Source organism: Pseudomonas sp. 2725 (assembly GCF_050434585.1).
In the GTDB taxonomy this organism is placed as follows: Bacteria; Pseudomonadota; Gammaproteobacteria; order Pseudomonadales; family Pseudomonadaceae; genus Aquipseudomonas; species Aquipseudomonas jessenii.
Window position 1 is genome coordinate 795,736 of sequence record NZ_JBNDIV010000002.1, and the last position, 19,836, is coordinate 815,571.

The following is a 19,836-nucleotide window of genomic DNA, read 5'->3' on the forward strand; positions in this document are numbered from 1 at the left end:
CCCCTCTCGTCATTGCGCAGCAATCACGAATCAACCCTTGAAGTCTGCGCTCGCATAATCCGCCAACTTGCCCTGGATGAAGTCAAGGAAGCACTGAATGCGCAGGGCCAGTTGCGAGTTGCGGTAGTACACCGCGTTGATCGGCTGGCGATAACCGCTGTTGAACTCGGCCAGCAACACCTTCAAGCGTCCGGCACGAATGTCTTCGATGGTCATGAAATGCGACAGGCTGGCGATGCCTTGCCCGTCCAGTGCGAGATGGCGGATGGTTTCGCCGCTGGAAGCACTGATCGACGCCTGGATCGGCCAGCGATCGCCATGCACATAACGCAGCGGCCATTGGTTGAGGCCTTCGTTCTGGGTGAACCCCAGCAGCGTATGGTGGGCCAGGTCAGCCACGGCTTGCGGTGTGCCATGCTTTTCCAGGTACGCCGGGCTGGCGACGATGTGCAGCGGGCTGCAACCCAGGGAGCGGGCATGCAGCGTCGAGTCGGTCAGGGTGCCAATGCGAATGGCGATGTCGGTACTCTGCTCCAGCAGGTCGATGATCAAATCGTTGCTGTTGAGTTCGAGCTGGATGTCGGGGTAGAGCCGGCGGAATTCATCGATGTAGGGCACGATGGCGTGCAGCATGAACGGTGATGCCGCGTTGATGCGCAAACGCCCGGACGGCGTTTGCTGGCGTGAGGACAGGCGCTCTTCGAGCTCATCCATCTGATCGAGAATCCGCTTGGCGTGTTCGAAGAAGTACTTGCCCTCTTCGGTCAGGTCCATGCGCCGCGTGGTGCGGTTGATCAACGTGGTGTCGAGCTTGGCCTCCAGCCGCGACAGCGTACGACTGACCGCCGAAGGCGTTTGCCCGACCTGCTCGGCCGCCGCAGAAATCGACCCGCATTCAATCACGCAGACGAAAACCTGCAACTCATCGGATCTGGCTTTCACGTGTGTCCCTTATCGATAGTCCTGCGCCGCCCTATTGTGCAGAGAAAATCCATTGTGGCGAGGGGGCTTGCCCCCGTTGGTGCGCGAAGCGGACCCAAAACCGGTGCGCACGCAGGTTCAGATAAACTGCGTATATCGATTTTACGACGGCTTCGCCGCCGAACGGGGCGGTGCGGCGTTCCGACAAGCCCCCTCGCCACAAAAGCCCGCACACAAACTCAAGCTTTCGATACTAGCTGACAGTTACGCCTTGAGACCAAACACCTCTGCCAAATGCTGCTCATAGCGCGCCACGTCGCCGTCGATGTTTGGGCGTTTCATCACGTCCACGCACAGGAACGTCGGCAAACCGGTCATGCCCAGGAACTCGTTGGCCTTGTGGAACGGGAAGTACACCGCGTCCACGCCTTTGGCTTCGAAGAAATCGGTCGGGTCGTCGAAGGCCTGCTGCGGGGCGTTCCAGGTCAGCGACAACATGTATTGCTTGTCGTGAATCAGGCCGCCGCTGCCGTACTTCTGCGACGCGTCCGAACGGGTGCGACCGTCGCTGGCATAGAGGCTGCCATGGCCTTCGGTGAAGACTTCATCAACGTACTTTTTCACGGTCCACGGCGCGCCCATCCACCAGCCGGGCATCTGGTAAATGATCACGTCGGCCCAGAGGAACTTGGCCACTTCTTCGGCGACGTCGTAGCCCTCGTCGATGAAAGTGGTTTTGACATCCATACCGCCGCGATCCAGCACGCTCAACGCGGCTTCATGCAGGGTGGCGTTGTAGCGGCCGTCGGAGTGTGCAAATTTTTTGCCGCCATTGAGCAACAGGACTTTTTTCATGGGAGGTCTCGGGAAGGTCGGGAATCGGATGGCGGCAGAGTACCGATCGACCTCACGCGGAGTAAGCGTCGATTTGGCAAAATTCATTTGACCTACAAGCACGAATCAACAGGCGATTGTTGCCTTAGACTGGCGCCAGTTCTGACTTGAGGAGAGATGTAGATGAGTGAAATCCAGGGATTCATCCTGCACGCCAAGACCCGTCCGGAAAAATCCGACGCCTTTGAAGCGTTTTTCAGCGGCTACGTGCAAGCGAGCCGAGCCGAACCCGGTTGCATCGAATACCACATGCTGCGCGACAAACAGGACCCGACCCTGTTCATCTTCTACGAAATCTGGCAATCCCAGGCCCACCTCGATGTGCACTCGAACCTGCCGCACATGAAGCAGTTTCTCGCGCAGCGCGATGAATACCTGGAACGGGATTTCGAGATCCGCGCCATCGACATGATCAGTCCGTCGTCCGCTAGCCGCTGATCAGCAAATGGCCGCCGAGCAACCCCAGGCCAACGAAGAACACGCGCTTGAACCACAGGGCGCTGATCCGCTGGCGCAGCGATTGTCCCAGCCACATGCCGAGCATGGCCGGGATCAGCGCCAACAGCGATGCGCTCAACTCGCCCCCGCCGAGCGCGCCGCGCCATAGCAAGCCACCGGCCAGGGCCAGGGTCGAGACGGTGAACGACAGGCCCAGCGCCTGCACCAGCTGATCCTTGCTCAAGCCCAGCGCTTGCAGATAGGGCACCGCCGGAATCACGAACACGCCGGTGGCTGACGTGATGACGCCGGTCAGCACGCCGCACAGAGGACCGAGCCAGCGTTCGCTGCGCCGCCCCACGCGCACAGTCGGCAGGAACAAACCGCTGAGCGCATACAGCAACAATGCCGCGCCCAACCCCCGCACCACCCAATGGCCACCGCTCATGCCGACCCACAGCGTGCCTGCCCCGGTGCCGATGAAAATCGCCAGCAACATCGGCCACAACCGCTTGGCCAGCGCCGACAGATGCCCGCCGAATGCCAGTTGCCAAATGTTGGTCAGGGTCGCCGGAATGATCAGCAGCGCCGCAGCCTGCGTCGGCGCCATAGCCAGACCGAGCAGGCCCATGGCAACGGTCGGCAGGCCGAGGCCGATCACCCCCTTGATCATGCCGGCCAGCACAAAGGTGCCGATAACCAGCAGCGAAAGGGCCAAGCCGAGATGCTGATAAAACGCCGAGAGTGTATTCATGGGGCCATGGTGAGCCCGCGGGGGTTGATTGAAAATCTGCCATATACTGAGGCTGCCTCTCTTCAGACAAGAGGCTGAATAATCGGGTGCGGTATCTGACGCCATCGCGAGCAAGCTCGCTCCCACAGTGGTTATCTGTTGTTCACAAATCTCCTGTGGGAGCGAGCTTGCTCGCGATGGCGGCCTCCCAGACAACACACATCCAGAGGTTGCCGCAATGCACTTCGACCTGACCGACTTGCGCCTGTACCTGAACATCCTCGACACCGGCAACATCACCGCCGGTGCCGCGCGCAGTCATTTGTCCCTGGCAGCGGCCAGCGCGCGCATCCGTGCCATGGAGGCGTCGCTGGGCGTCGAATTTCTTCAGCGCAATCGTCGTGGGGTCAGCCCGACGCCGGCTGGCAATGCCCTGGCCCGACACGCCCGGGTTCTACTGCAACAGGCCGAACGCCTGCAACAGGAACTGGCCGAATACGCCCAAGGCGTCAAAGGCCAGGTGCGGCTGCTGTGCAACACCACGGCGATCACCGAGTACCTGCCAGAGCTGCTCGCGGATTTCCTGCATAGCCATCCCAACCTCGACATCGATTTGCAGGAACTGCCCAGCACCCGCATCACCCACGCCTTGCGCCAGGGTGCGGCGGACCTGGGCATCGTTTCCGACGCGGTGGACACCGATGACCTGCAGACCCGAGCGTTTCGCGATGATCCGCTGGCGCTGATCATGCCCCGGGAACATCCCTTGTCTCATGCGACCTCAGTGAACTTCACCGACACGTTGCATCACGACTACGTTGGCCTGAATGCCAACAGCGCGCTGGCGGTGTACCTGGAAGAGCAGGCACTGCACGCCGGCCTGCGCATGCAGATTCGCATCCGCGCCGACGGTTTCGATGGCGTGATGCGCATGGTCGCCCGAGGGGCGGGACTGGCAATCGTACCGCTGGCCGCGGTCGAACGCGGGTCCGCCGGACTACCCTTCAAAAGCCTCGCCCTGCAAGAACCCTGGGGCCAACGCAAACTGCTGCTCTGTGCCCGGGACTTCGCCGCATTACCCGGCTATGCCAAGGCCCTGCTGCACGCCTTGACTCTCCCCTGAGGGGCAGACTTTATCCTTGAGGTTTGATCTTCAAGGACCGCGATGATGGGTAAACGAATACTGGTGATACTCGGGCATCCGTCCGGCAACAGCTTCTGCGCCGCCCTTGCCGAGCGTTACACACAGTCGGCAGTGCGCGCCGGGCATGAAGTGCGTCAATTGTTTCTGGGCAGCATGGATTTTGACCCGGTGCTGCGCGAAGGCTATCAGCAGGTCCAGCCGCTGGAAGCCGACTTGCGTAACGCCCAGGCCGATATCCTGTGGGCCGAACAGCTGACGCTGGTTTATCCCATCTGGTGGGGTGGCGTACCGGCCTTGCTCAAGGGCTTTTTCGACCGGGTGTTCTTGCCGGGTTTTGCCTTCAAGTATCGCCAGGGCAAAGCCTTCCCCGACAAACTCCTGCGCGGCCGAACCGCCCACCTGCTGGTGACCATGGACACACCGCCCTGGTACTACCGATGGATCTACCGCATGCCCGGTTTGCATCAGGTCCGCAAAACCACGCTGGAGTTCTGTGGCATCAAGCCAACCCGAACCCTCACCTTCGGGCCAATTCTCGGCGCCAGCGCAGACCGGCATGCGGCCTGGTTACGCCAAGCCGAAGCTATCGCCAGCGCTTGAGTCGGTCGATAATGCGCCGAGCTTTACCCTCGGAGAAAAGGACCTTCCCATGTACATCGGCCAAGCCGCGCAACGTTCCGGAACCACGGTCAAAAGCATCCGTCATTACGAGTCGATTGGCCTGCTGCCTGCCGCTCGCCGCCAGGGCAAGTACCGCATCTATGACCAGCACAGCGTCGACCTGCTGATATTCATCAAATGTGCCCAGCAGTTGGGTTTCAGGCTCAAGGAATTGCAGTCGGTCTTCGCCGGACATCAGGGTCCGCAGTTGCCATGGGAACGGGCACACCAGATCATCGCCAGCAAAAAACAGGAAATCGCCGAGCGGATAGCGGCGCTGTCGCAACAGCACTCACAATTGGTCGAGTTCGAGAACAGCCTCGAACAATCCAGGCTCGACTGCCCGCTGACTCGCCCTTGAGGGTTGTGCGTTTCTGGACAGCTCAGTGTCGAGCACAGACAACTGAACGATGGGCAGGCGCTATAGGGTGCGACTTCAGTTCTTGAGCCCACTGCCCGGAGTCATCATGACCGCACCGATTACCGTACTTCGCGATACCCACCCGCTGCCCGTGCTCGACGCCTGCAAATGGGAAAAACTCGAAGGCGACCCGCACACCGTCAACCTCAACGCCTACACGAGTGAAGACGGCAGCAAGATCATGGGCACCTGGATCTGCACGCCGGGCAAGTGGTACGTCGAATATGTGAAGTGGGAGTACTGCCATTTCCAGGAAGGCTACTGCGTCATCACCCCGGAAGGCATGGCACCGATCCACTTGCGCGCCGGCGACATTTTCGTCATCGAACCGGGAATGAAAGGCACCTGGGAAGTGGTGGAAACCGTGCGCAAATATTTCGTGTTTGCCTGATACAAAAAAACCGGGGGATCACCCGACGTGATCTCCCGGTAAATATCTTTGGGTACATGCAGTCCCTGTGGGAGCGAGCTTGCTCGCGATTGCGGTGGGTCAATCACCATCAATGTCGACTGTAACGACCTCATCGCGAGCAAGCTCGCTCCCACAGTTTTTTCACCGCCCTTCTATTGCGGCTTGCGATAACCGTTGATGATCGCCGAGAAGTCCTGACCACCCTCCCCACGCAAACTCATCGCCTGATACAACTGCTGGGCCACCGCGCCGAGTACCACCGGCTGGTGCGCCTGACGCGCCGCTTCAGTGGCCAGCCCCAGATCCTTGAGCATCAGTTCGGCACCGAAACCACCGGTGTAACCGCGCGACGCCGGCGCCGTTTCAACGATGCCCGGCCACGGGTTGTACATCTCCGAGCTCCAGCAACGCCCGGTGGAACTGTTGATGATGCCCGCCAGCACCTTGGTGTCGATGCCCAGGGCATCGCCCAGCGCCATGGCTTCGCTGACGCCGACCATGGAAATCCCCAGCAGCAGGTTGTTGCAGATTTTAGCGATTTGCCCGGTACCGACCTCACCACAATGGACGATGTTGCGGCCCATTTGCGCCAGTACCGGTTGCAGGGTGGCGAACAGTTCGGGGGTGGCGCCGACCATAAAGGTCAGCGTCCCGGCGGCTGCGCCACCGGTACCGCCAGAGACCGGTGCATCGGCCATGGTCACGCCCTGTTTGGCAGCGGCGGTGGCCACGTCCCGCGCGGTCTGCGGATCGATGGTGCTGCAATCCACGGCCGGCACACCTTTGCCGATACCGGCGAGCACGCCGTCTTCACCCAGCCACACACTGCGCACATGCACCGCGGCAGGCAGCATGGTGATGACCAGTTCGGCGCCCTCTGCCGCTTCACGGGCCGATGCACTGATACTGCCGCCCAGTTGTTCCAGTTCCGCCAGCACGGCCTTGTTCAGGTCCACCAGGCGCAGTGCATGGCCGGCCTTGATCAGGTTGCGCGCCATCGGCGCGCCCATGTTGCCCAGACCGATAAAAGCGATTTTCATGTCCGGCTCCTTATCGCAGGTTGATCGTGGTGTTCACACCGTCGTTGACGCTGTCGTCATCGAACCAGCGACTGGTGACGGTCTTGGTCTGAGTGTAGAACTGCACCACTTGCTTGCCGTACGGGCCGAGGTCGCCGAGCTTGGAACCGCGCGAACCGGTGAAGCTGAAGAACGGGACCGGCACCGGAATCGGGATGTTGATGCCGACCTGGCCGACGTCGATTTCGTTCTGGAATTTACGCGCCGCCGCGCCGCTCTGGGTGAACAGGCCCGTGCCGTTACCGAACGGGTTGGCGTTGACCAGGGCGATGGCCTCGTCGAGCGTATTAACCTCCAGCACAACCAGCACCGGGCCGAAGATTTCCTGGGTGTAGATCTGCATGTCGGTGGTCACGCCGGAGAACAGGGTCGGGCCGACAAAGTTGCCCTTCTCGTAACCTGGAACCGAGATCTCGCGACCGTCCAGCTCCAGTTTCGCGCCTTCCTTGATGCCGCTCTCGATCAGGTCGAGAATCCGCGCCTTGGCCTTTTTCGAAATGACAGGGCCAACATCAGTGCCCGGCTCGCTGCCGGCATTGACCTTGAGTTTTTGTGCCAGCGCCTTGAGATCCGGCAGCCATTGCTTGGCCGCGCCCACCAGCACCACCACCGAGGTGGCCATGCAGCGTTGACCGGCGGCACCGAAACCGGCACCCACCAGCGCATTCAGCGCTTGTTCGCGATTGGCATCCGGCAGCACCACGGCGTGGTTCTTGGCGCCCATCATCGATTGCACGCGCTTGCCGTGTTTACCGGCCAGGTCGTAGACATGCGTACCGACGGCGGTTGAACCGACGAAGGAAACCGCCTTGATATCTTTATGGGTGCAGAGCCCGTCGACCACATCCTTGCCGCCATGCACGACGTTGAGTACACCGGCCGGAATACCCGCCTCGATCGCCAGCTCCACCAGGAGCATGGTCGACATCGGGTCCTGTTCGGACGGCTTGAGCACGAAGGTGTTGCCGCAGGCGATGGCCATCGGGAACATCCACAGCGGAATCATCGCCGGGAAGTTGAACGGGGTAATGCCGGCGCACACACCGATCGGCTGGCGCAGGGTGTAGGTGTCGACGCCACCGGCGACGTTTTCAGCGAACTCACCCATTTGCAGGCTGCCGATGGAACAGGCGTGCTCGACCACTTCCAGTCCACGGAAAATATCGCCTTCGGCGTCGGCAATGGTCTTGCCCTGCTCGGCGCTGAGGACGGCGGCGATGCGCTTGGAGTGTTCGCGAATCAGCGCCTGGAGCTTGAGCATGATGCGCATGCGCGCGCCGATGGGTGTCAGTTTCCAGGTCTGGAATGCACGATGAGCGGCGCTGATGGCCGCGTCGACTTCTTCAGCGGTGGCAAACGGCACCTTGGCCAGCACCTGCTGGGTCGCCGGGTTGATGATGTCGTGCCATTCGGTGGTCTTGGATTCGACCCACTGGCCGTCGATCAACAGTTTGACCTTCTTCACGGTGGTGTCATTGGGCGTGAGCGATACGTTCATGTGGGTCTCCAGATCTTTGTTGTTATCTTGGGAGCCAAGGCGAAATAGTCGCCTTGAGAAGAGGCATGCGCCGCGAATTGGTTAACGGGCTGTTTTTGGAGTATAGATGTGCAAACTTCTGATAAGAACGCACATAAAAACCGGTCCAACATGCAAAAAAACATCACCTCCCTCGGCTCGTTGAACTGGGACGACCTAAAGTTTTTCCTGGAAGTCTCCCGCACCCGCAAGGCCAGCACCGCGGCCAAGCGCCTGGCGGTGGACTACACCACGGTGTCGCGGCGCATCAGTTCCCTGGAAACCGCACTGGGCACTTTGCTGTTCGAAAAATCCCGGACCAGCGGCTTTGTCCTGACCGCCGAAGGCCAGCGGTTGATGGGGTATGCCGAGTCGATAGAAAGTACCTTGCACATGGCGTGCGAGCAGGTTTCCGGGTCCGGCGTGGCGCTGTCCGGTCATGTGCGCATGGGCTGCACCGAAGGCTTCGGCAGCTTTTTCATCACGCCGCAGCTGAGCCACTTCGTCGACACCTACCCGGCGATCTCGGTGGATATCCTGCCGCTGCCGCATTTCATCAGCCTGTCCAAGCGCGAGGCCGACATCGTCATCGCCCTGGAGCGCCCGGAGCATGGACCGTACGTCTGCTGCAAACTGTGCGACTACCGATTGCAGCTGTACGCGACCCAGGACTATCTGGACAACCACCCACCGATCCGCCGACCGGCAGACTTGGCCAAACATTCGTTTATCAGTTACGTCGACGACCTGGCGTTCAGCTCGGAGCTGCTGTACCTGGCCAACGTATTGCCCGGCGCCAGCGCCAACCTGCGCAGCACCAGCGTGATCGCGCAATTTGTGGCCGCGCAGCAGGGACGCTCACTGGCGATCCTGCCGTGCTTCCTCGCCACTCAGGACCCTCGCCTGCTGCCGGTGTTGCCGCAGGAAATCAATATCACCCGACAGTTCTGGATGTACTGCCGCGAAGACCTGCGCAAGCTCAAGCGGATCACCCTGTTGTGGGATTACATCCGCGAGGTGACCGAGCGCAATCAGGGCCTGCTGATGGGTGAAAGCCGGGAGATGCTGTTCGCCGATTAGGAGTATTCAAGGAATCAGGTAGCGGCATCGTGACGAGGTCCAAAGACCGGACCAGCCTCCAGAGAGCGGCACGAACGAGACAAGGCCCTGAACCCTGGCTACCAGGGCGCAAGAGTCCTTAGTAGCTTGGGGTTCAGGTTTGAGAGGGGGGACTTTTGAATGATCCTCAGTTCTTTAACGAAACTTGTTTGGCGTCGATTTTCAGATCACTGAGGCGCTTGAGCATAGCAATGATGTTTACCCGAGCGGATCCCTCATTGGCCAAGCGTAGTCGCTTGATTCCTATAACCGAATCGCCCATGCCAGCGGTGAAAGGAGTCCGGATGATTTCACGCAAAATGACCTTGTCAGTGCTTGACTCTGTCAAGGTGTATTCAACTTCACTGGTCACTTCAAAATTCAGTCCAAATACAGGCTGGTCGACGCGCAGCAGGTTGGCACGCAGAGCATAGGGGGCTGACTCGTCGCCAAGCAAATTAGCATTGACGAGCGATTGCTTGAGTGCAGCGCCGAAGTCAGGGGCGTCGATTTCGGAAGTCCACAGAGGGTTGGTTTTATCTCCACCATTCACCTCAGAAAGCCGTACATTGTTCCGCAGCTGGGAGTCATAGGTGTTTGCCTTGGCCTGATCAGCCGTTACTGACATGCCGGAAATCTGAGCAGGCGAAGCACAGCCAGTGCAAAGAGCAATCAGGGCTGAAGCTAAAAGCAAGCGAAGGTACGTCATTCGACAAATCCTTTTAATTGTAAAAGTACCAAAGAGATCGCAAATAGTAGCACTGTGCCACTCTTTCGAATAGTTAGCTCGACACCTGATACGGTGTCTGGAAGCTCTCTGGTTTAGTCCTTCGGGCGCGAACTTGTGGATGGAATAGCCCCTGTATTCATTGGGTTGACCTGAGTTCCTTGAAGTCTTGGATGTACTGCCGGGAGGATTTGAGGAAGCTCAAGCGGATCACCCTGTTGTGGGATTACATCCGCGAGGTGACCGAGCGCAATCAGGGACTGCTGATGGGTGAAAGCCGGGAGATGCTGTTCGCCGATTAGTCGGCGCCGAGCCCCAGCATCAACCCGCTCAAGCGCTTGACCTTGCGCCTCACCGCCTCTTCGAACACCCCTGTGCGGGGCTCGATCAAGGTGAACCAGTTCTTGGCCCGGGTGATCCCGGTGTAGATCAGTTCCTTGGTCAGCACGGGGTTCAAGGCGTCGGGGAGGATCAACGCGGTGTGGGCAAATTCCGAGCCCTGGGATTTATGCACGGTCATGGCGTACACGGTTTCGACATCATTGAGCCGGCTCGGCAGGACAAAGCGCACGCCACCCTGGCCGTCATTACGCGGAAAGGCGACACGCAGAACCTGCTTGCCGGCCTCGGGGCCCTCACGCTCCGGAAGCTTGAGGGCGATGCCGATATCGCCGTTCATCAAACCCAGGCCGTAGTCATTGCGGGTCATCAGAACCGGACGGCCTTCGTACCACTGCTGGTCACTGTCGATCAGGCGTGCCCTTAGCAAGGCGTCCGTCACTCGCTGGTTCAAGCCCTCCACACCCCACGGCCCCTTGCGCACGGCACATAACAACTGGAACGCGTCGAAGGCTTGCAACACCTCCCGGGCCCAGTCGGTCCAGCGTGAATTTTCCAACGGACAATCGAGCGCCGGGCGCTGATTGCGCAGCAGGCTCAGGTAGTGCCGATAACCCTGCGGTTCCTCACCATGACCGTCGAGAAGCAGGCGCTCCAGAGCGCGGTCCTGCTCTCCCTTGAGGGACAAGGCATACACATCGTCATGGCTTCGCGCAGACAACAACTTGCGTGCTTCTTCGGGTTGCTGCTGGTTGACCCAACGAGCCAGTTGGCCAATACCGCTACCTTCACCGAATCGCCGGGAATGGCGCAACATCACGACCTGTTGGGCCAGTGGATGAGCGCCCTGCGTGTCCTCCTGCAATCCGCTGGTTTGCAAACTTTCGCCGCTGACGGCTTCCAGCCACTGGCGTGTCTGCGGGCTGTACCATCCAGCCTCAGCGTCGCGACACAGATCCCCCAGTACCGCACCGGCTTCTACCGAAGCCAGCTGATCCTTGTCACCCAACAGCACCAGGCGCGCATGGGCGGGCAAGGCGTCGAGCAGGTTGGCCATCATTTCCAGGTCGATCATCGAGGCCTCGTCCACCACCAACACATCCAGCGGCAGGCGATTGCCCGCGTGGTGCCGGAAATGACGAGTCCCGGGCCGGCTGCCGAGCAGGCGGTGAACGGTGGTGACGTCGGACGGAATCTTTTCACGAACGTCCTCCGTGACCTTCAAGGTCCGGACTTGCTGGCTGATGGATTCTGTCAGACGCGCTGCGGCCTTGCCGGTCGGTGCGGCGAGGCGAATGCGCAGGGGCATGCCGGCCTCGACCGCCGGCGCCTGGAGCAACGCCAGCAAGCGCACGACGGTGGTGGTCTTGCCGGTTCCCGGCCCCCCCGTCACGATGCTGAAGGCGCTGCGCGTCGCCAGGGCGCAGGCCAGCTTCTGCCAGTCGATCACCTCACCAGGCCGGGCAGGACCAAACAACCCGGTGAGACGCTGGAGCAAGTCATTCGGTGTGGATTCGTGTTCCGTCAGACGCTCGCGCAACGAAAGGTCGATTCGCCGCTCGTAGGCCCAATAGCGGCGCAGGTACAAGCGTTTGCCCGATAACACCAAAGGCCGGTCACGCACGTTGTCACGACTGTCAGCAGCCAGTACGACCAGGTTGCTGGCGGCCAGCACCTTGCACCAATGAGCACCGTCCAGCGATCCCAGCAATTGCGAGGGCAACAACATCGCGCCGCCTTGCACGTCACCTTCGGGTGGCAGCGACAGGGCGAAGTCCGGTTCTTTCAGTGTCTCGAACAGGTCGAGGCAGACATGCCCGTGACCCAACTGGTGGCTGGTCAGCGCGGCTGCCAGCAACACCAACGGATCATCCTCCGGCGCCAGTTCATGTAGAAACGCCACAAAGGCTTTGTCCAGCGCGCGCAACCAGCCACGCTCGACCCAACGCGTGAGCAACAACAGCAAGTCGTCGGCACGACTCAGCGGCGCCAGATCGACCAGGCTTTCGGCTGCCAGCGATGTGGGCAACAAATCGGCGAATGTGCGACTCATAACAGTACTCCCTGTTCCCAAGCGGGTTCGGCCTTGGGCTCTGGCTTGCCCTGGAACAACCTGTCCAGACGCTCGATCAGCTCTCTTGGCGGGCGGGCGAAAAACACACCCTGGCTGGCCGCACGGGTACCGCGCAAAAACAGGTACAACGCACCGCCGACATGCCGGTCGTAGTCGTAATCGGCGAGCCGCGCCTTGAGCTGGCGGTGCAGGGCCAACAGGTACAACACGTATTGCAGGTCATAACGGTTGTCGAGAATCGATTGTTCCATGGCCTGCGCGGTATAGGCCGCATCATCGACGCCGAGCCAGTTGGATTTGTAGTCGGCAACGTAATAACGGCCGTCATGTTCGAACGTCAGGTCGATGAAGCCCTTGAACATACCGTTGAGCAACACCGGTTCCGCGCCCACCCGGGCCACGCCGTTATGGGTGTATTGGCACACCAGCGCATCGAGCTTGAGCACATCGACCTTATGGCTGGCGAACCAGAACTCCATCTCGACCTGATACTGCGTCAACTGGCCGAATACCACCGGTGCCTGACCGGCGCCCAGTTGCAACGGCGACTTGAGCAGATGCTGCAGCCAGTCACTCAAGGTGCTGATCCAGCCCTCCCAGCCTCGACGGTTGCAACGACGGGCAATGGCGTCGATCACCTCGTGTGGTGCCGCATCAAAACCCTCGCCCCCCGCCCATTCGAGCAAGCCATGGAGGAAGGTGCCGGGATTCGGGCCGCGCGGGAAGCGATGGATATCGCCACCACCGGCAACCACCTCCCTGGGGGCCTGCGGATCGAGGCGTTCGTCATCGAACAGTTTTTGCGCCTGCGGGCTCTCCGGCGCCTCGTCCGTGCCGACACTCAGGGTATCGCCAATACGTAACGCGCTGTAGGAAGCGATCCACCAGTTTTCACTGGCCTTGCGTTTCGGAACCCGCGGAACCAGCAGCGCCGCATCGTTTTGTGGTGGCTGATAATGCTCTGCTGTTACTTCAGGCATCTCGGCATACGCCAGCGCCGGGCAGTCCTGTTGCAGATCCTGCAGCCAACGCTGCAACGCCGGGGCCTCGGCCAATGGCGCACCGCCGCCCAACAGATAACCCAATGCCGACAGATGCAGCACCGAGCCATTGTTGTTGCCGCGCTTGAGGTCGGCCACTCCCAGCCAGCAGGCGTGTTGCGCCCGGGTCAGGGCGACATAGAGCAAGCGCAGATCCTCGGCCAGACGCTCATCGTCAGCCCGGGCAATCAACTCTGTCGTCGGCTTCAACGTGACCTGGGCATTGCCGGATTCATCGTGGTAGTGCAGCGGCAGGCGACTGCCATCCACTGGTTTCGCCGAGCAAATGAACGGCAGGAACACCAAGGGGTATTCAAGGCCTTTGGACTTGTGGATGGTCACGACCTTGACCAATTGCTCATCACTTTCCAGACGCAGGATCTGCTCTTCGCCAGCCTGCCCGGACAACGCCAGATGCTCGGACAAATGCCGGATCAAGGCTTGCTCGCCATCGAGTTCAGCGGCGGCTTGTTGCAGCAGTTCGAAAAGGTGCAGAAGGTTGGTCAAAACGCGTTCGCCGTCACTGCGGGCGATCAAAGCCTGGGGCAAACGGAAGTCGTGCAGCATGCGTCGCAGCATCGGCAGTACGCCCTGCTTGCGCCAGACTTCGCGATAGCCACGGAACTGCATGACCCGGGACTCCCAGGCCAACTCGTCCTGATTCAGACGCTCGAGTTCCGTCAACGACAGGTTCAACGTGATGCTGGCCAACGCAGCCCGCAGCGGTCGCTCGACATCCGGCTCGGCGCAGGCCTTGAGCCAGGTCAGCACGTCATGCGCCTCCTGGGCGGCGAACACCGAGTCCTTGTCCGACAGGTAAACACTGCGCACACCACGGGCGGCCAATTGCGCACGAACCGCCTGCGCCTCCTTGCCATCGCGCACCAGGATGGCGATGTCCGCCGGTAGCAGGCCCCTGAAGGCTTTGCCGTCCTGGGTGAATCCCGCTTGCCCCTGCTGCCCGCCATTGAGCAATGCCGTGATTTCACTGGCGCAGGCAGCCGCCAGATGTTGCCGGTACACCGCACCGGACAACGGTTGTTCGGCCGACAAGTGCCAGATGTTCAAGGCAGGGATTGCCTGGTCATTGATGCGCAAGACTTCTTTGCGGCCCTGGGAGGCAACCGGCGTGAACGGAACCGGGTTGTCGCCATTCTTCTCCCGAAAGAGGAACGCGCCGCGTCCTGACTCACGGGCTTCGGCGCGCGCGAACACATGGTTCACCGCGTTGACCATGCCATGGCTTGAGCGGAAGTTGGTGCCCAGGGTGTGCAGGCGGCCAGTGGTGGCCTGGCGGGCGCGCAAGTAGGTATGGATGTCGGCGCCGCGAAAAGCGTAGATCGCCTGTTTCGGGTCGCCGATCAGGAACAGGCCGCACTCGGGGTTGTTCTCCTCAATGCGGTAGATGCTCTCGAAGATCCGGTATTGCACCGGGTCGGTGTCCTGGAACTCATCGATCAGTGCCACCGGAAACTGCTCGCGAATCAGGGTTGCCAGTCGCTCGCCGCCATCGGACTGCAAGGCCGCATCAAGGCGCAGCAACATGTCGTCGAAACCCATTTCCGCGCGGCGGCGTTTCTCCTCCTCGAATCGTGCCCCGACCCAGCGGGCCGCATGTTGCAGTACGGCGGCATCAGGCGTTGGCAGCCCATCGAGACAGGCCTTGAGCCCGGCCATCGCATCGAGCCCCGGATGTCGAGGCGCTTCGCCCTTCCAGGCTTCGGCCATGCCATCAGGGGTCAACCGAGTGAAACCAGTGCCGATATCCAGTTGCTCGAGGGATTCGTCCTCGGCCCAGGCTTTGATCTTTTCAAACCAGGGCTCGAAATAGCGTGCCTGCATCTTGCGACCGTCGACAGCCTTGCCGGCAACGCCCTGGTGACAGATCGCAAGCAACTCGTCCGCCCACTGCAGCCAGGGCTTCTTGAGTTCGATCAGGGCCGCCCTTCGCTCTTGCAAGCATTGCGAAATCACTTCGGCGGGTTCTTTCCCTTCAAGGGTATCCCGCTCGCTGGCGAACAGTGCACGAATCCGCGGCAGCAGCGCCGCCGGTCCGCCCCAATTGCTGCGCACCCAATTCAAGGCGTCACCTTGCATCGGGTAGCAGAACAGTCGCCAGTAATCGCGCAGGACTTCCCCCAGCAAGTCGCTGTGGTCGGTTTCCAGGGTCTGGGTAAACAGGCTGCCGCTGTCGAATGCGTGCTCGCGCAACATGCGCTGGCACCAACTGTGGATGGTCGACACCGCCGCCTCGTCCATCCACTGGGCGGCGATATCCAGGCGGTTTGCACACCCCGGCCATTGCTCGGGCAAATACTGATCACGCAGCTCGGCAATCAGGCTGTCGGGGGCCGGTGTTTCATCGCGGAAATACCGTGCGGCCTCGGCGAGCCGCGTGCGAATGCGTTCGCGTAACTCTTTGGTGGCGGCATCGGTGAAGGTCACGACGAGGATCTGCGGCGGCAACAGCTCACGCCCGAAACCACTGTCCTCCCCGCCGTTGCCAAGCACCAGACGCAGGTACAACGCGGAAATGGTGAACGTCTTGCCGGTCCCGGCGCTGGCTTCGATCAGTTGACTGCCGCGCAGCGGGAACGCCAGGGCCAAAGGTGTCTTCGTGCTCATCAGCGCGACTCCTCGCTGGACAGGGAGCGCCAGGGCGCTTCAAGAAGCGGGCGATAGAACGCGTCACACCACTGGGGGAACGTCTCGTCGGCGACCAAGGCATCGTAATCGGCGAATTGGCGCGCCAGTGCCGGGCTTTCGCGCCGCTCCCCGTCCGTCGTCTGCCCGTCGCCTTCATAGACCTTGCGCGCAGCGGCCTCGGCCTTGACCGGGTCGGTTTGCCCCAGCCACGCGAAGGCTGTCTTGACCGCGATCGGCAGAGGCTGGCGCATCCCCGACTGCCAGGCCATCAACAGATCACCGAGAATTTTCCGCGCCGTGGACTGGTCCAGCGGACCGAGCAACAGGCTGTCATCGCTGGCCACCAATGCGGTGGTCAACGCCATGCCACTGGCACAAGCCATCAGATGATTGACCCAAGGGCGTGTCAGTCGATGCCATTTGCGCGACTTGATCGAGCCGATGCTGTTGGGGATCGTTGTGACAGACAACAAACCACCATCAGCACGCTGATGCAGGCCGCCGAGCCAGCCCTCGATGTGCAGGCCTTGCAGCTCAAGACTGACGGGCAACGCGCTGCTCAGCGGTGTTGGCCACAACGCCAGGAGCTGTTGGTGGCGTTGCAGCAAGTCAGGCAATGGCTCGATCAACTCACGTTGCAGGCACTCACCGAATCCGGCCATCGGCAGCAGCCCGCTGTTCTGCAAACGCTTCGCCTGATCCTCCAGTGCCTGCCCGGTATTTCCAGGATCTGCCAGCGCCGCTTCGAGTAAACGGTCGCTGAGGCTGTAACGCTGCAACGCATCCAGGACAAAGGGCTCTTCATCGGCCAACGGCACTTCTGCCGCCTCGAAGAAGACCTTCAGTCGCTGGCTGAAAAAGTGCCGTACCGGATTGCGCAGGAAATCCTGCAGTTGACCGAGACTCAGTGGTTCGTCCTGAACGTGGGGCCCGAGCACTTCGGCGCTTGGCTGCTGCTCTGCCGCTTGATGAAGGACCTGCCATTCGATGGCGTAGCTGAACGAGTCATCGCCTTCGTGAAAGTAGCGAGCACTGAAGGGTTGCAACGGGTGTTCCCGGGTCATGGCTTCCAGCAGATCCTCGTCGCTTTGCAGCATTCGCCAACCGCTGGCCAAGTGGTCACGCAACTGGCCGATCAGCACCGAGGCAGGCCGCTCGCTGTTATCGCGGATGCTGCGACCCACCCAACTGATGTAGAGCTGGTCCCGTGCCGACAACAAGGCTTCCAGTAACAGGTAACGGTCATCTTCGCGCCGGGAGCGGTCACCCGGACGGTAATCACTGCCCATCAGATCGAAATCCAGCGGCGGTTGCGCGCGCGGATAGTCGCCGTCATTCATGCCCAGCAGGCACACCAGTTTGAACGGGATAGCGCGCATGGGCATCAAGGTGCAGAAGTTGACCGCACCGGCCAGAAAACGTTGGGACAAACGCCCCTGATCCAGACCTGCAAGCCAGGCTTCACGGACGACGGTCAGCGGCAACTCATCCTGCAACCCGACGGATTCGCAGGTCTCGAGCCAGGTCTCACGCAGCTCTTCAAGCTGGGCCAGCAAGTAGTCATCGTGTTCGTTAGCGGCAAGGAAGAACAACTGCACCAACGCCTGCAAGCGCAAGCCCCATTGCCCTGGCGATGCCGATTGAGAGAGCTCGTGGTGAGCAACTTCCAGCGCGTCCAGCAACGCAACCAGCGGACCGATGAGCGCAGCGTCCAGCCCACCGATCTCGTCGTAGGGCTCGATCCCCTCATAAGCATCGGCGCTGCCAACGGCATAACCGAGCAACATTCGTCGCAATCCGAAGCGCCAGCTGTTTTGCTCCAGTTCGTTGGGTAGCCCGAGCCCGGCACGTTGCTCGGCATTCATGCCCCAGCGAATGCCGGCACCTTCGATCCAGCGGTGCAGCGTCGGCAGGTCACGCTCCTCGACACCAAAGCGAGCGCGCAGTGCCGGGACGTCCAGCAGATCGAGAATCTCACTGACGGGGAATCGGCTGTCAGGCAGCTTGAGCAGGTGTTCGACAGCAATCAGCAATGGATCGCGACCACGCTGGCCCTGGTCAGCCAGGGTAAACGGAATGAAGCGAGGATCCTGGCGGTCAAGCTGTCCAAACACGGCACGAATATGCGGTGCGTAGCTGTCGATGTCCGGGACCATCACGATGACGTCTCGGGGCCGCAATGTCGGGTCGGCGCTGAAGCGCGCGAGCAGTTGATCGTGGAGGATCTCGACTTCTCGCTGGGCGCTATGGGCGATGTGAAAACGGATCGATTCGTCCTGCTGCAGATCGATAGCCGGCCAACGCTCCCGAGTCTCGTTGAGGGGGCGCAACTCGAGGATGTCATCCTGCAACTGGTTGAGCACATTCAGCGGCTGACCGTCACTGAACAGGTCGATGCGCCCGTCGCGGAATGCCGAACGATAGGTGTTGGGATCGTCATAACTGTCGAGCAGGTTGATATAGTCCCGCCCCTGCTTGCCCCATGCGGCCAGCAACGGGTGCGCATGCTGATGCAGGGTTTGCGGATCGATCACTACCGGCATGCCGCTTTTGCGGGCCTGACGCTTGTATTGATGCCGCAACAGGTCTTTATCGGCGACGATGTCCGCCCAATGGTGACGACACGGGTTATGTACGCACAGCAAAACCTGACTGAACCGTGCCAGTCCCGCTAGTGCTTCCAGGGCTTGAGCAGGTAGCGAAGAAATCCCGAAAACGATCACTCGCGAGGGTAAACCCTTGGGGGCTGTTTCGAGATGGTTGATACGCTCGACAAATCGCTGATGGACACCGGCACGGCTTTGCGCCATGCCTTCTTCTCCCACATCCAGCAAGAGTGCGCGCCATAGCTCTGCCTGCCAGCAATTGGCCGGGGTCAGGGGTTTGGCTTCCCCCCTGGCGTTTCTTGTTTGATGGCGACCTTCCGCCCAGTCTTCGAGCCAATCGGCTCGGTACACCTGGTATTGGTCAAACAGATCCGCCAGACGCTCAGCCAATTGATAGCGCTTGCGCAGATCGGTGTCATGGGTCAGGAAACGCTGCAGCGGCTCGAAGTGCGGCTGATTGATCAACTGCGGCAGCAGGCGCATCAGACGCCAGGTCAGTGGGGCTTTATCGAGCAGGGACTTGACCGGAATTTCGTCGCGGCCGAGGACCATGCGATAGAGCTGCCACATGAAGCTGCCGGGCAACTGCACGTCGATGGCGGCAGCGATGCCGCAGCCTCCCATGTCGTCCTCTTCAGAGTCTTCCGCCAGTGCCAGCTTCAGCCATTGGGCAATGCCATTGCTTTGCACCAACGCGATTTCGTTCTCCAGGGGAGCCAGCGGGTAGCGTCGCATCCAGCTGACCACCAGGCTGCGCAACTCGTCCAGGCGGTTGCCGTGAACCACCATAAAACCAGCACTGAGGGACGTCGCGTCCGGCATAAAGGCTTCCTTGGATAATACAAATTCGAGGGACGACTTTAGCATTGAAGGCGATTGGCTTCATTGTAGGAGCGAGCTCGCTCGCGAAGAACGCCAATGATGACGCGGGAAACCTGACACCCCGCAGCTCTCTCGGGTTTTTCGCGAGCGGGCTCGCGCCTACAGGGACGCCAAAAACAAAACCCCTACCTGCATACGCAGATAGGGGTTTCGGAATTTAATCTTGACGATGACCTACTCTCACATGGGGAAACCCCACACTACCA

At 60.7% G+C, this 19,836-nt stretch carries 15 protein-coding genes and 1 pseudogene; 7 read left to right on the top strand and 9 right to left on the bottom strand.

What is annotated here, in order from left to right; translation table 11 throughout:
* Nucleotides 1-30: 30 nt before the first annotated feature.
* Both ABIE16_RS07835 and ABIE16_RS07840 read right to left on the bottom strand, forming a co-directional pair.
* Nucleotides 31-942 carry a LysR family transcriptional regulator gene (locus ABIE16_RS07835; protein WP_150754292.1) on the bottom strand — a complete coding sequence of 304 codons (912 nt, stop codon included), beginning with the start codon at nt 940-942 and terminating at the stop codon, nt 31-33.
* 243 nt (nt 943-1,185) lie between these two features.
* A complete protein-coding gene (locus tag ABIE16_RS07840; protein ID WP_429520824.1) occupies nt 1,186-1,776 on the bottom strand; it encodes an NAD(P)H-dependent oxidoreductase in 591 nt (196 codons plus the stop codon).
* A 162-nt stretch (nt 1,777-1,938) separates the two neighbouring features.
* On the opposite strand from ABIE16_RS07840, the gene ABIE16_RS07845 reads away from it, so the two are divergent.
* On the top strand, nt 1,939-2,253 hold the full coding sequence (locus tag ABIE16_RS07845; protein ID WP_218494846.1) for a putative quinol monooxygenase: 315 nt from the start codon (nt 1,939-1,941) through the stop codon (nt 2,251-2,253).
* Here ABIE16_RS07845 and ABIE16_RS07850 read toward each other — a convergent pair.
* On the bottom strand, nt 2,243-3,007 hold the full coding sequence (locus ABIE16_RS07850) for a sulfite exporter TauE/SafE family protein (RefSeq protein ID WP_429520825.1): 765 nt from the start codon (nt 3,005-3,007) through the stop codon (nt 2,243-2,245). The genes ABIE16_RS07845 and ABIE16_RS07850 overlap by 11 nt on opposite strands.
* Before the next feature lie 217 nt (nt 3,008-3,224).
* Here ABIE16_RS07850 and ABIE16_RS07855 point away from each other — a divergent pair, with 217 nt between their 5' ends.
* The 4 genes from ABIE16_RS07855 (at nt 3,225) to ABIE16_RS07870 (ending at nt 5,602) form a co-directional block, all read left to right on the top strand.
* Nucleotides 3,225-4,109, top strand: coding sequence for a LysR family transcriptional regulator (locus ABIE16_RS07855; RefSeq protein ID WP_429520826.1), 885 nt, complete (start codon nt 3,225-3,227; stop codon nt 4,107-4,109).
* Nucleotides 4,110-4,151: 42 nt separating this feature from the next.
* A complete protein-coding gene (locus tag ABIE16_RS07860) occupies nt 4,152-4,730 on the top strand; it encodes an NAD(P)H-dependent oxidoreductase (RefSeq protein ID WP_090452976.1) in 579 nt (192 codons plus the stop codon).
* Between the two features lie 49 nt (nt 4,731-4,779).
* Nucleotides 4,780-5,151: a MerR family transcriptional regulator gene (locus ABIE16_RS07865; RefSeq protein ID WP_429520827.1), complete on the top strand. Its 372-nt coding sequence runs from the start codon at nt 4,780-4,782 to the stop codon at nt 5,149-5,151.
* Between the two features lie 106 nt (nt 5,152-5,257).
* Complete coding sequence (locus tag ABIE16_RS07870) at nt 5,258-5,602, top strand: cupin domain-containing protein (RefSeq protein ID WP_007988984.1); 345 nt, start codon at nt 5,258-5,260, stop codon at nt 5,600-5,602.
* A gap of 173 nt (nt 5,603-5,775) precedes the next feature.
* Here the strand turns inward: ABIE16_RS07870 and mmsB are convergent, their stop codons facing one another.
* Together mmsB and ABIE16_RS07880 are read right to left on the bottom strand one after the other, a co-directional pair.
* Nucleotides 5,776-6,663: a 3-hydroxyisobutyrate dehydrogenase gene (gene mmsB, locus ABIE16_RS07875; protein ID WP_349733808.1), complete on the bottom strand. Its 888-nt coding sequence runs from the start codon at nt 6,661-6,663 to the stop codon at nt 5,776-5,778.
* A 10-nt stretch (nt 6,664-6,673) separates the two neighbouring features.
* The gene (locus ABIE16_RS07880; protein ID WP_429520828.1) at nt 6,674-8,200 is read right to left on the bottom strand and encodes a CoA-acylating methylmalonate-semialdehyde dehydrogenase; all 1,527 of its coding nucleotides are present in this window, start codon (nt 8,198-8,200) and stop codon (nt 6,674-6,676) included.
* A 150-nt stretch (nt 8,201-8,350) separates the two neighbouring features.
* Here ABIE16_RS07880 and ABIE16_RS07885 point away from each other — a divergent pair, with 150 nt between their 5' ends.
* Nucleotides 8,351-9,298, top strand: coding sequence for a LysR family transcriptional regulator (locus ABIE16_RS07885; protein ID WP_057716520.1), 948 nt, complete (start codon nt 8,351-8,353; stop codon nt 9,296-9,298).
* A 166-nt stretch (nt 9,299-9,464) separates the two neighbouring features.
* Here the strand turns inward: ABIE16_RS07885 and ABIE16_RS07890 are convergent, their stop codons facing one another.
* Entirely contained in the window at nt 9,465-10,025 is a 561-nt protein-coding gene (locus ABIE16_RS07890) for a hypothetical protein (protein ID WP_224795447.1), read from the bottom strand.
* Between the two features lie 188 nt (nt 10,026-10,213).
* Here ABIE16_RS07890 and ABIE16_RS07895 point away from each other — a divergent pair.
* Nucleotides 10,214-10,345, top strand: a pseudogene (locus ABIE16_RS07895) (LysR family transcriptional regulator); the annotation flags it as partial.
* Here the strand turns inward: ABIE16_RS07895 and recD are convergent.
* From recD to recC, 3 genes are read right to left on the bottom strand one after another with little or no spacing between them, the layout of a single operon-like run.
* Nucleotides 10,342-12,435 carry an exodeoxyribonuclease V subunit alpha gene (recD, locus tag ABIE16_RS07900; protein WP_429520829.1) on the bottom strand — a complete coding sequence of 698 codons (2,094 nt, stop codon included), beginning with the start codon at nt 12,433-12,435 and terminating at the stop codon, nt 10,342-10,344. The pseudogene ABIE16_RS07895 and the gene recD overlap by 4 nt on opposite strands.
* Nucleotides 12,432-16,121, bottom strand: coding sequence for an exodeoxyribonuclease V subunit beta (gene recB / locus ABIE16_RS07905; RefSeq protein ID WP_429520830.1), 3,690 nt, complete (start codon nt 16,119-16,121; stop codon nt 12,432-12,434). Before recB ends, recD begins: the two co-directional genes overlap by 4 nt.
* On the bottom strand, nt 16,121-19,570 hold the full coding sequence (gene recC / locus ABIE16_RS07910) for an exodeoxyribonuclease V subunit gamma (RefSeq protein ID WP_429520831.1): 3,450 nt from the start codon (nt 19,568-19,570) through the stop codon (nt 16,121-16,123). Before recC ends, recB begins: the two co-directional genes overlap by 1 nt.
* Nucleotides 19,571-19,836 lie beyond the last annotated feature (266 nt).

What these genes read in the sequence shown, in the direction of transcription:
- ABIE16_RS07880 (WP_429520828.1), bottom strand. Translation starts at nt 8,200, where the DNA reads ATGAACGTATCGCTCACGCCCAATGACACCACCGTGAAGAAGGTCAAA.
- ABIE16_RS07845 (WP_218494846.1), top strand. Translation starts at nt 1,939, where the DNA reads ATGAGTGAAATCCAGGGATTCATCCTGCACGCCAAGACCCGTCCGGAA.
- recB (WP_429520830.1), bottom strand. Translation starts at nt 16,121, where the DNA reads ATGAGCACGAAGACACCTTTGGCCCTGGCGTTCCCGCTGCGCGGCAGT.
- recD (WP_429520829.1), bottom strand. Translation starts at nt 12,435, where the DNA reads ATGAGTCGCACATTCGCCGATTTGTTGCCCACATCGCTGGCAGCCGAA.
- mmsB (WP_349733808.1), bottom strand. Translation starts at nt 6,663, where the DNA reads ATGAAAATCGCTTTTATCGGTCTGGGCAACATGGGCGCGCCGATGGCG.
- ABIE16_RS07865 (WP_429520827.1), top strand. Translation starts at nt 4,780, where the DNA reads ATGTACATCGGCCAAGCCGCGCAACGTTCCGGAACCACGGTCAAAAGC.
- recC (WP_429520831.1), bottom strand. Translation starts at nt 19,570, where the DNA reads ATGCCGGACGCGACGTCCCTCAGTGCTGGTTTTATGGTGGTTCACGGC.
- ABIE16_RS07890 (WP_224795447.1), bottom strand. Translation starts at nt 10,025, where the DNA reads ATGACGTACCTTCGCTTGCTTTTAGCTTCAGCCCTGATTGCTCTTTGC.
- ABIE16_RS07850 (WP_429520825.1), bottom strand. Translation starts at nt 3,007, where the DNA reads ATGAATACACTCTCGGCGTTTTATCAGCATCTCGGCTTGGCCCTTTCG.
- ABIE16_RS07855 (WP_429520826.1), top strand. Translation starts at nt 3,225, where the DNA reads ATGCACTTCGACCTGACCGACTTGCGCCTGTACCTGAACATCCTCGAC.
- ABIE16_RS07870 (WP_007988984.1), top strand. Translation starts at nt 5,258, where the DNA reads ATGACCGCACCGATTACCGTACTTCGCGATACCCACCCGCTGCCCGTG.
- ABIE16_RS07860 (WP_090452976.1), top strand. Translation starts at nt 4,152, where the DNA reads ATGATGGGTAAACGAATACTGGTGATACTCGGGCATCCGTCCGGCAAC.
- ABIE16_RS07840 (WP_429520824.1), bottom strand. Translation starts at nt 1,776, where the DNA reads ATGAAAAAAGTCCTGTTGCTCAATGGCGGCAAAAAATTTGCACACTCC.
- ABIE16_RS07885 (WP_057716520.1), top strand. Translation starts at nt 8,351, where the DNA reads ATGCAAAAAAACATCACCTCCCTCGGCTCGTTGAACTGGGACGACCTA.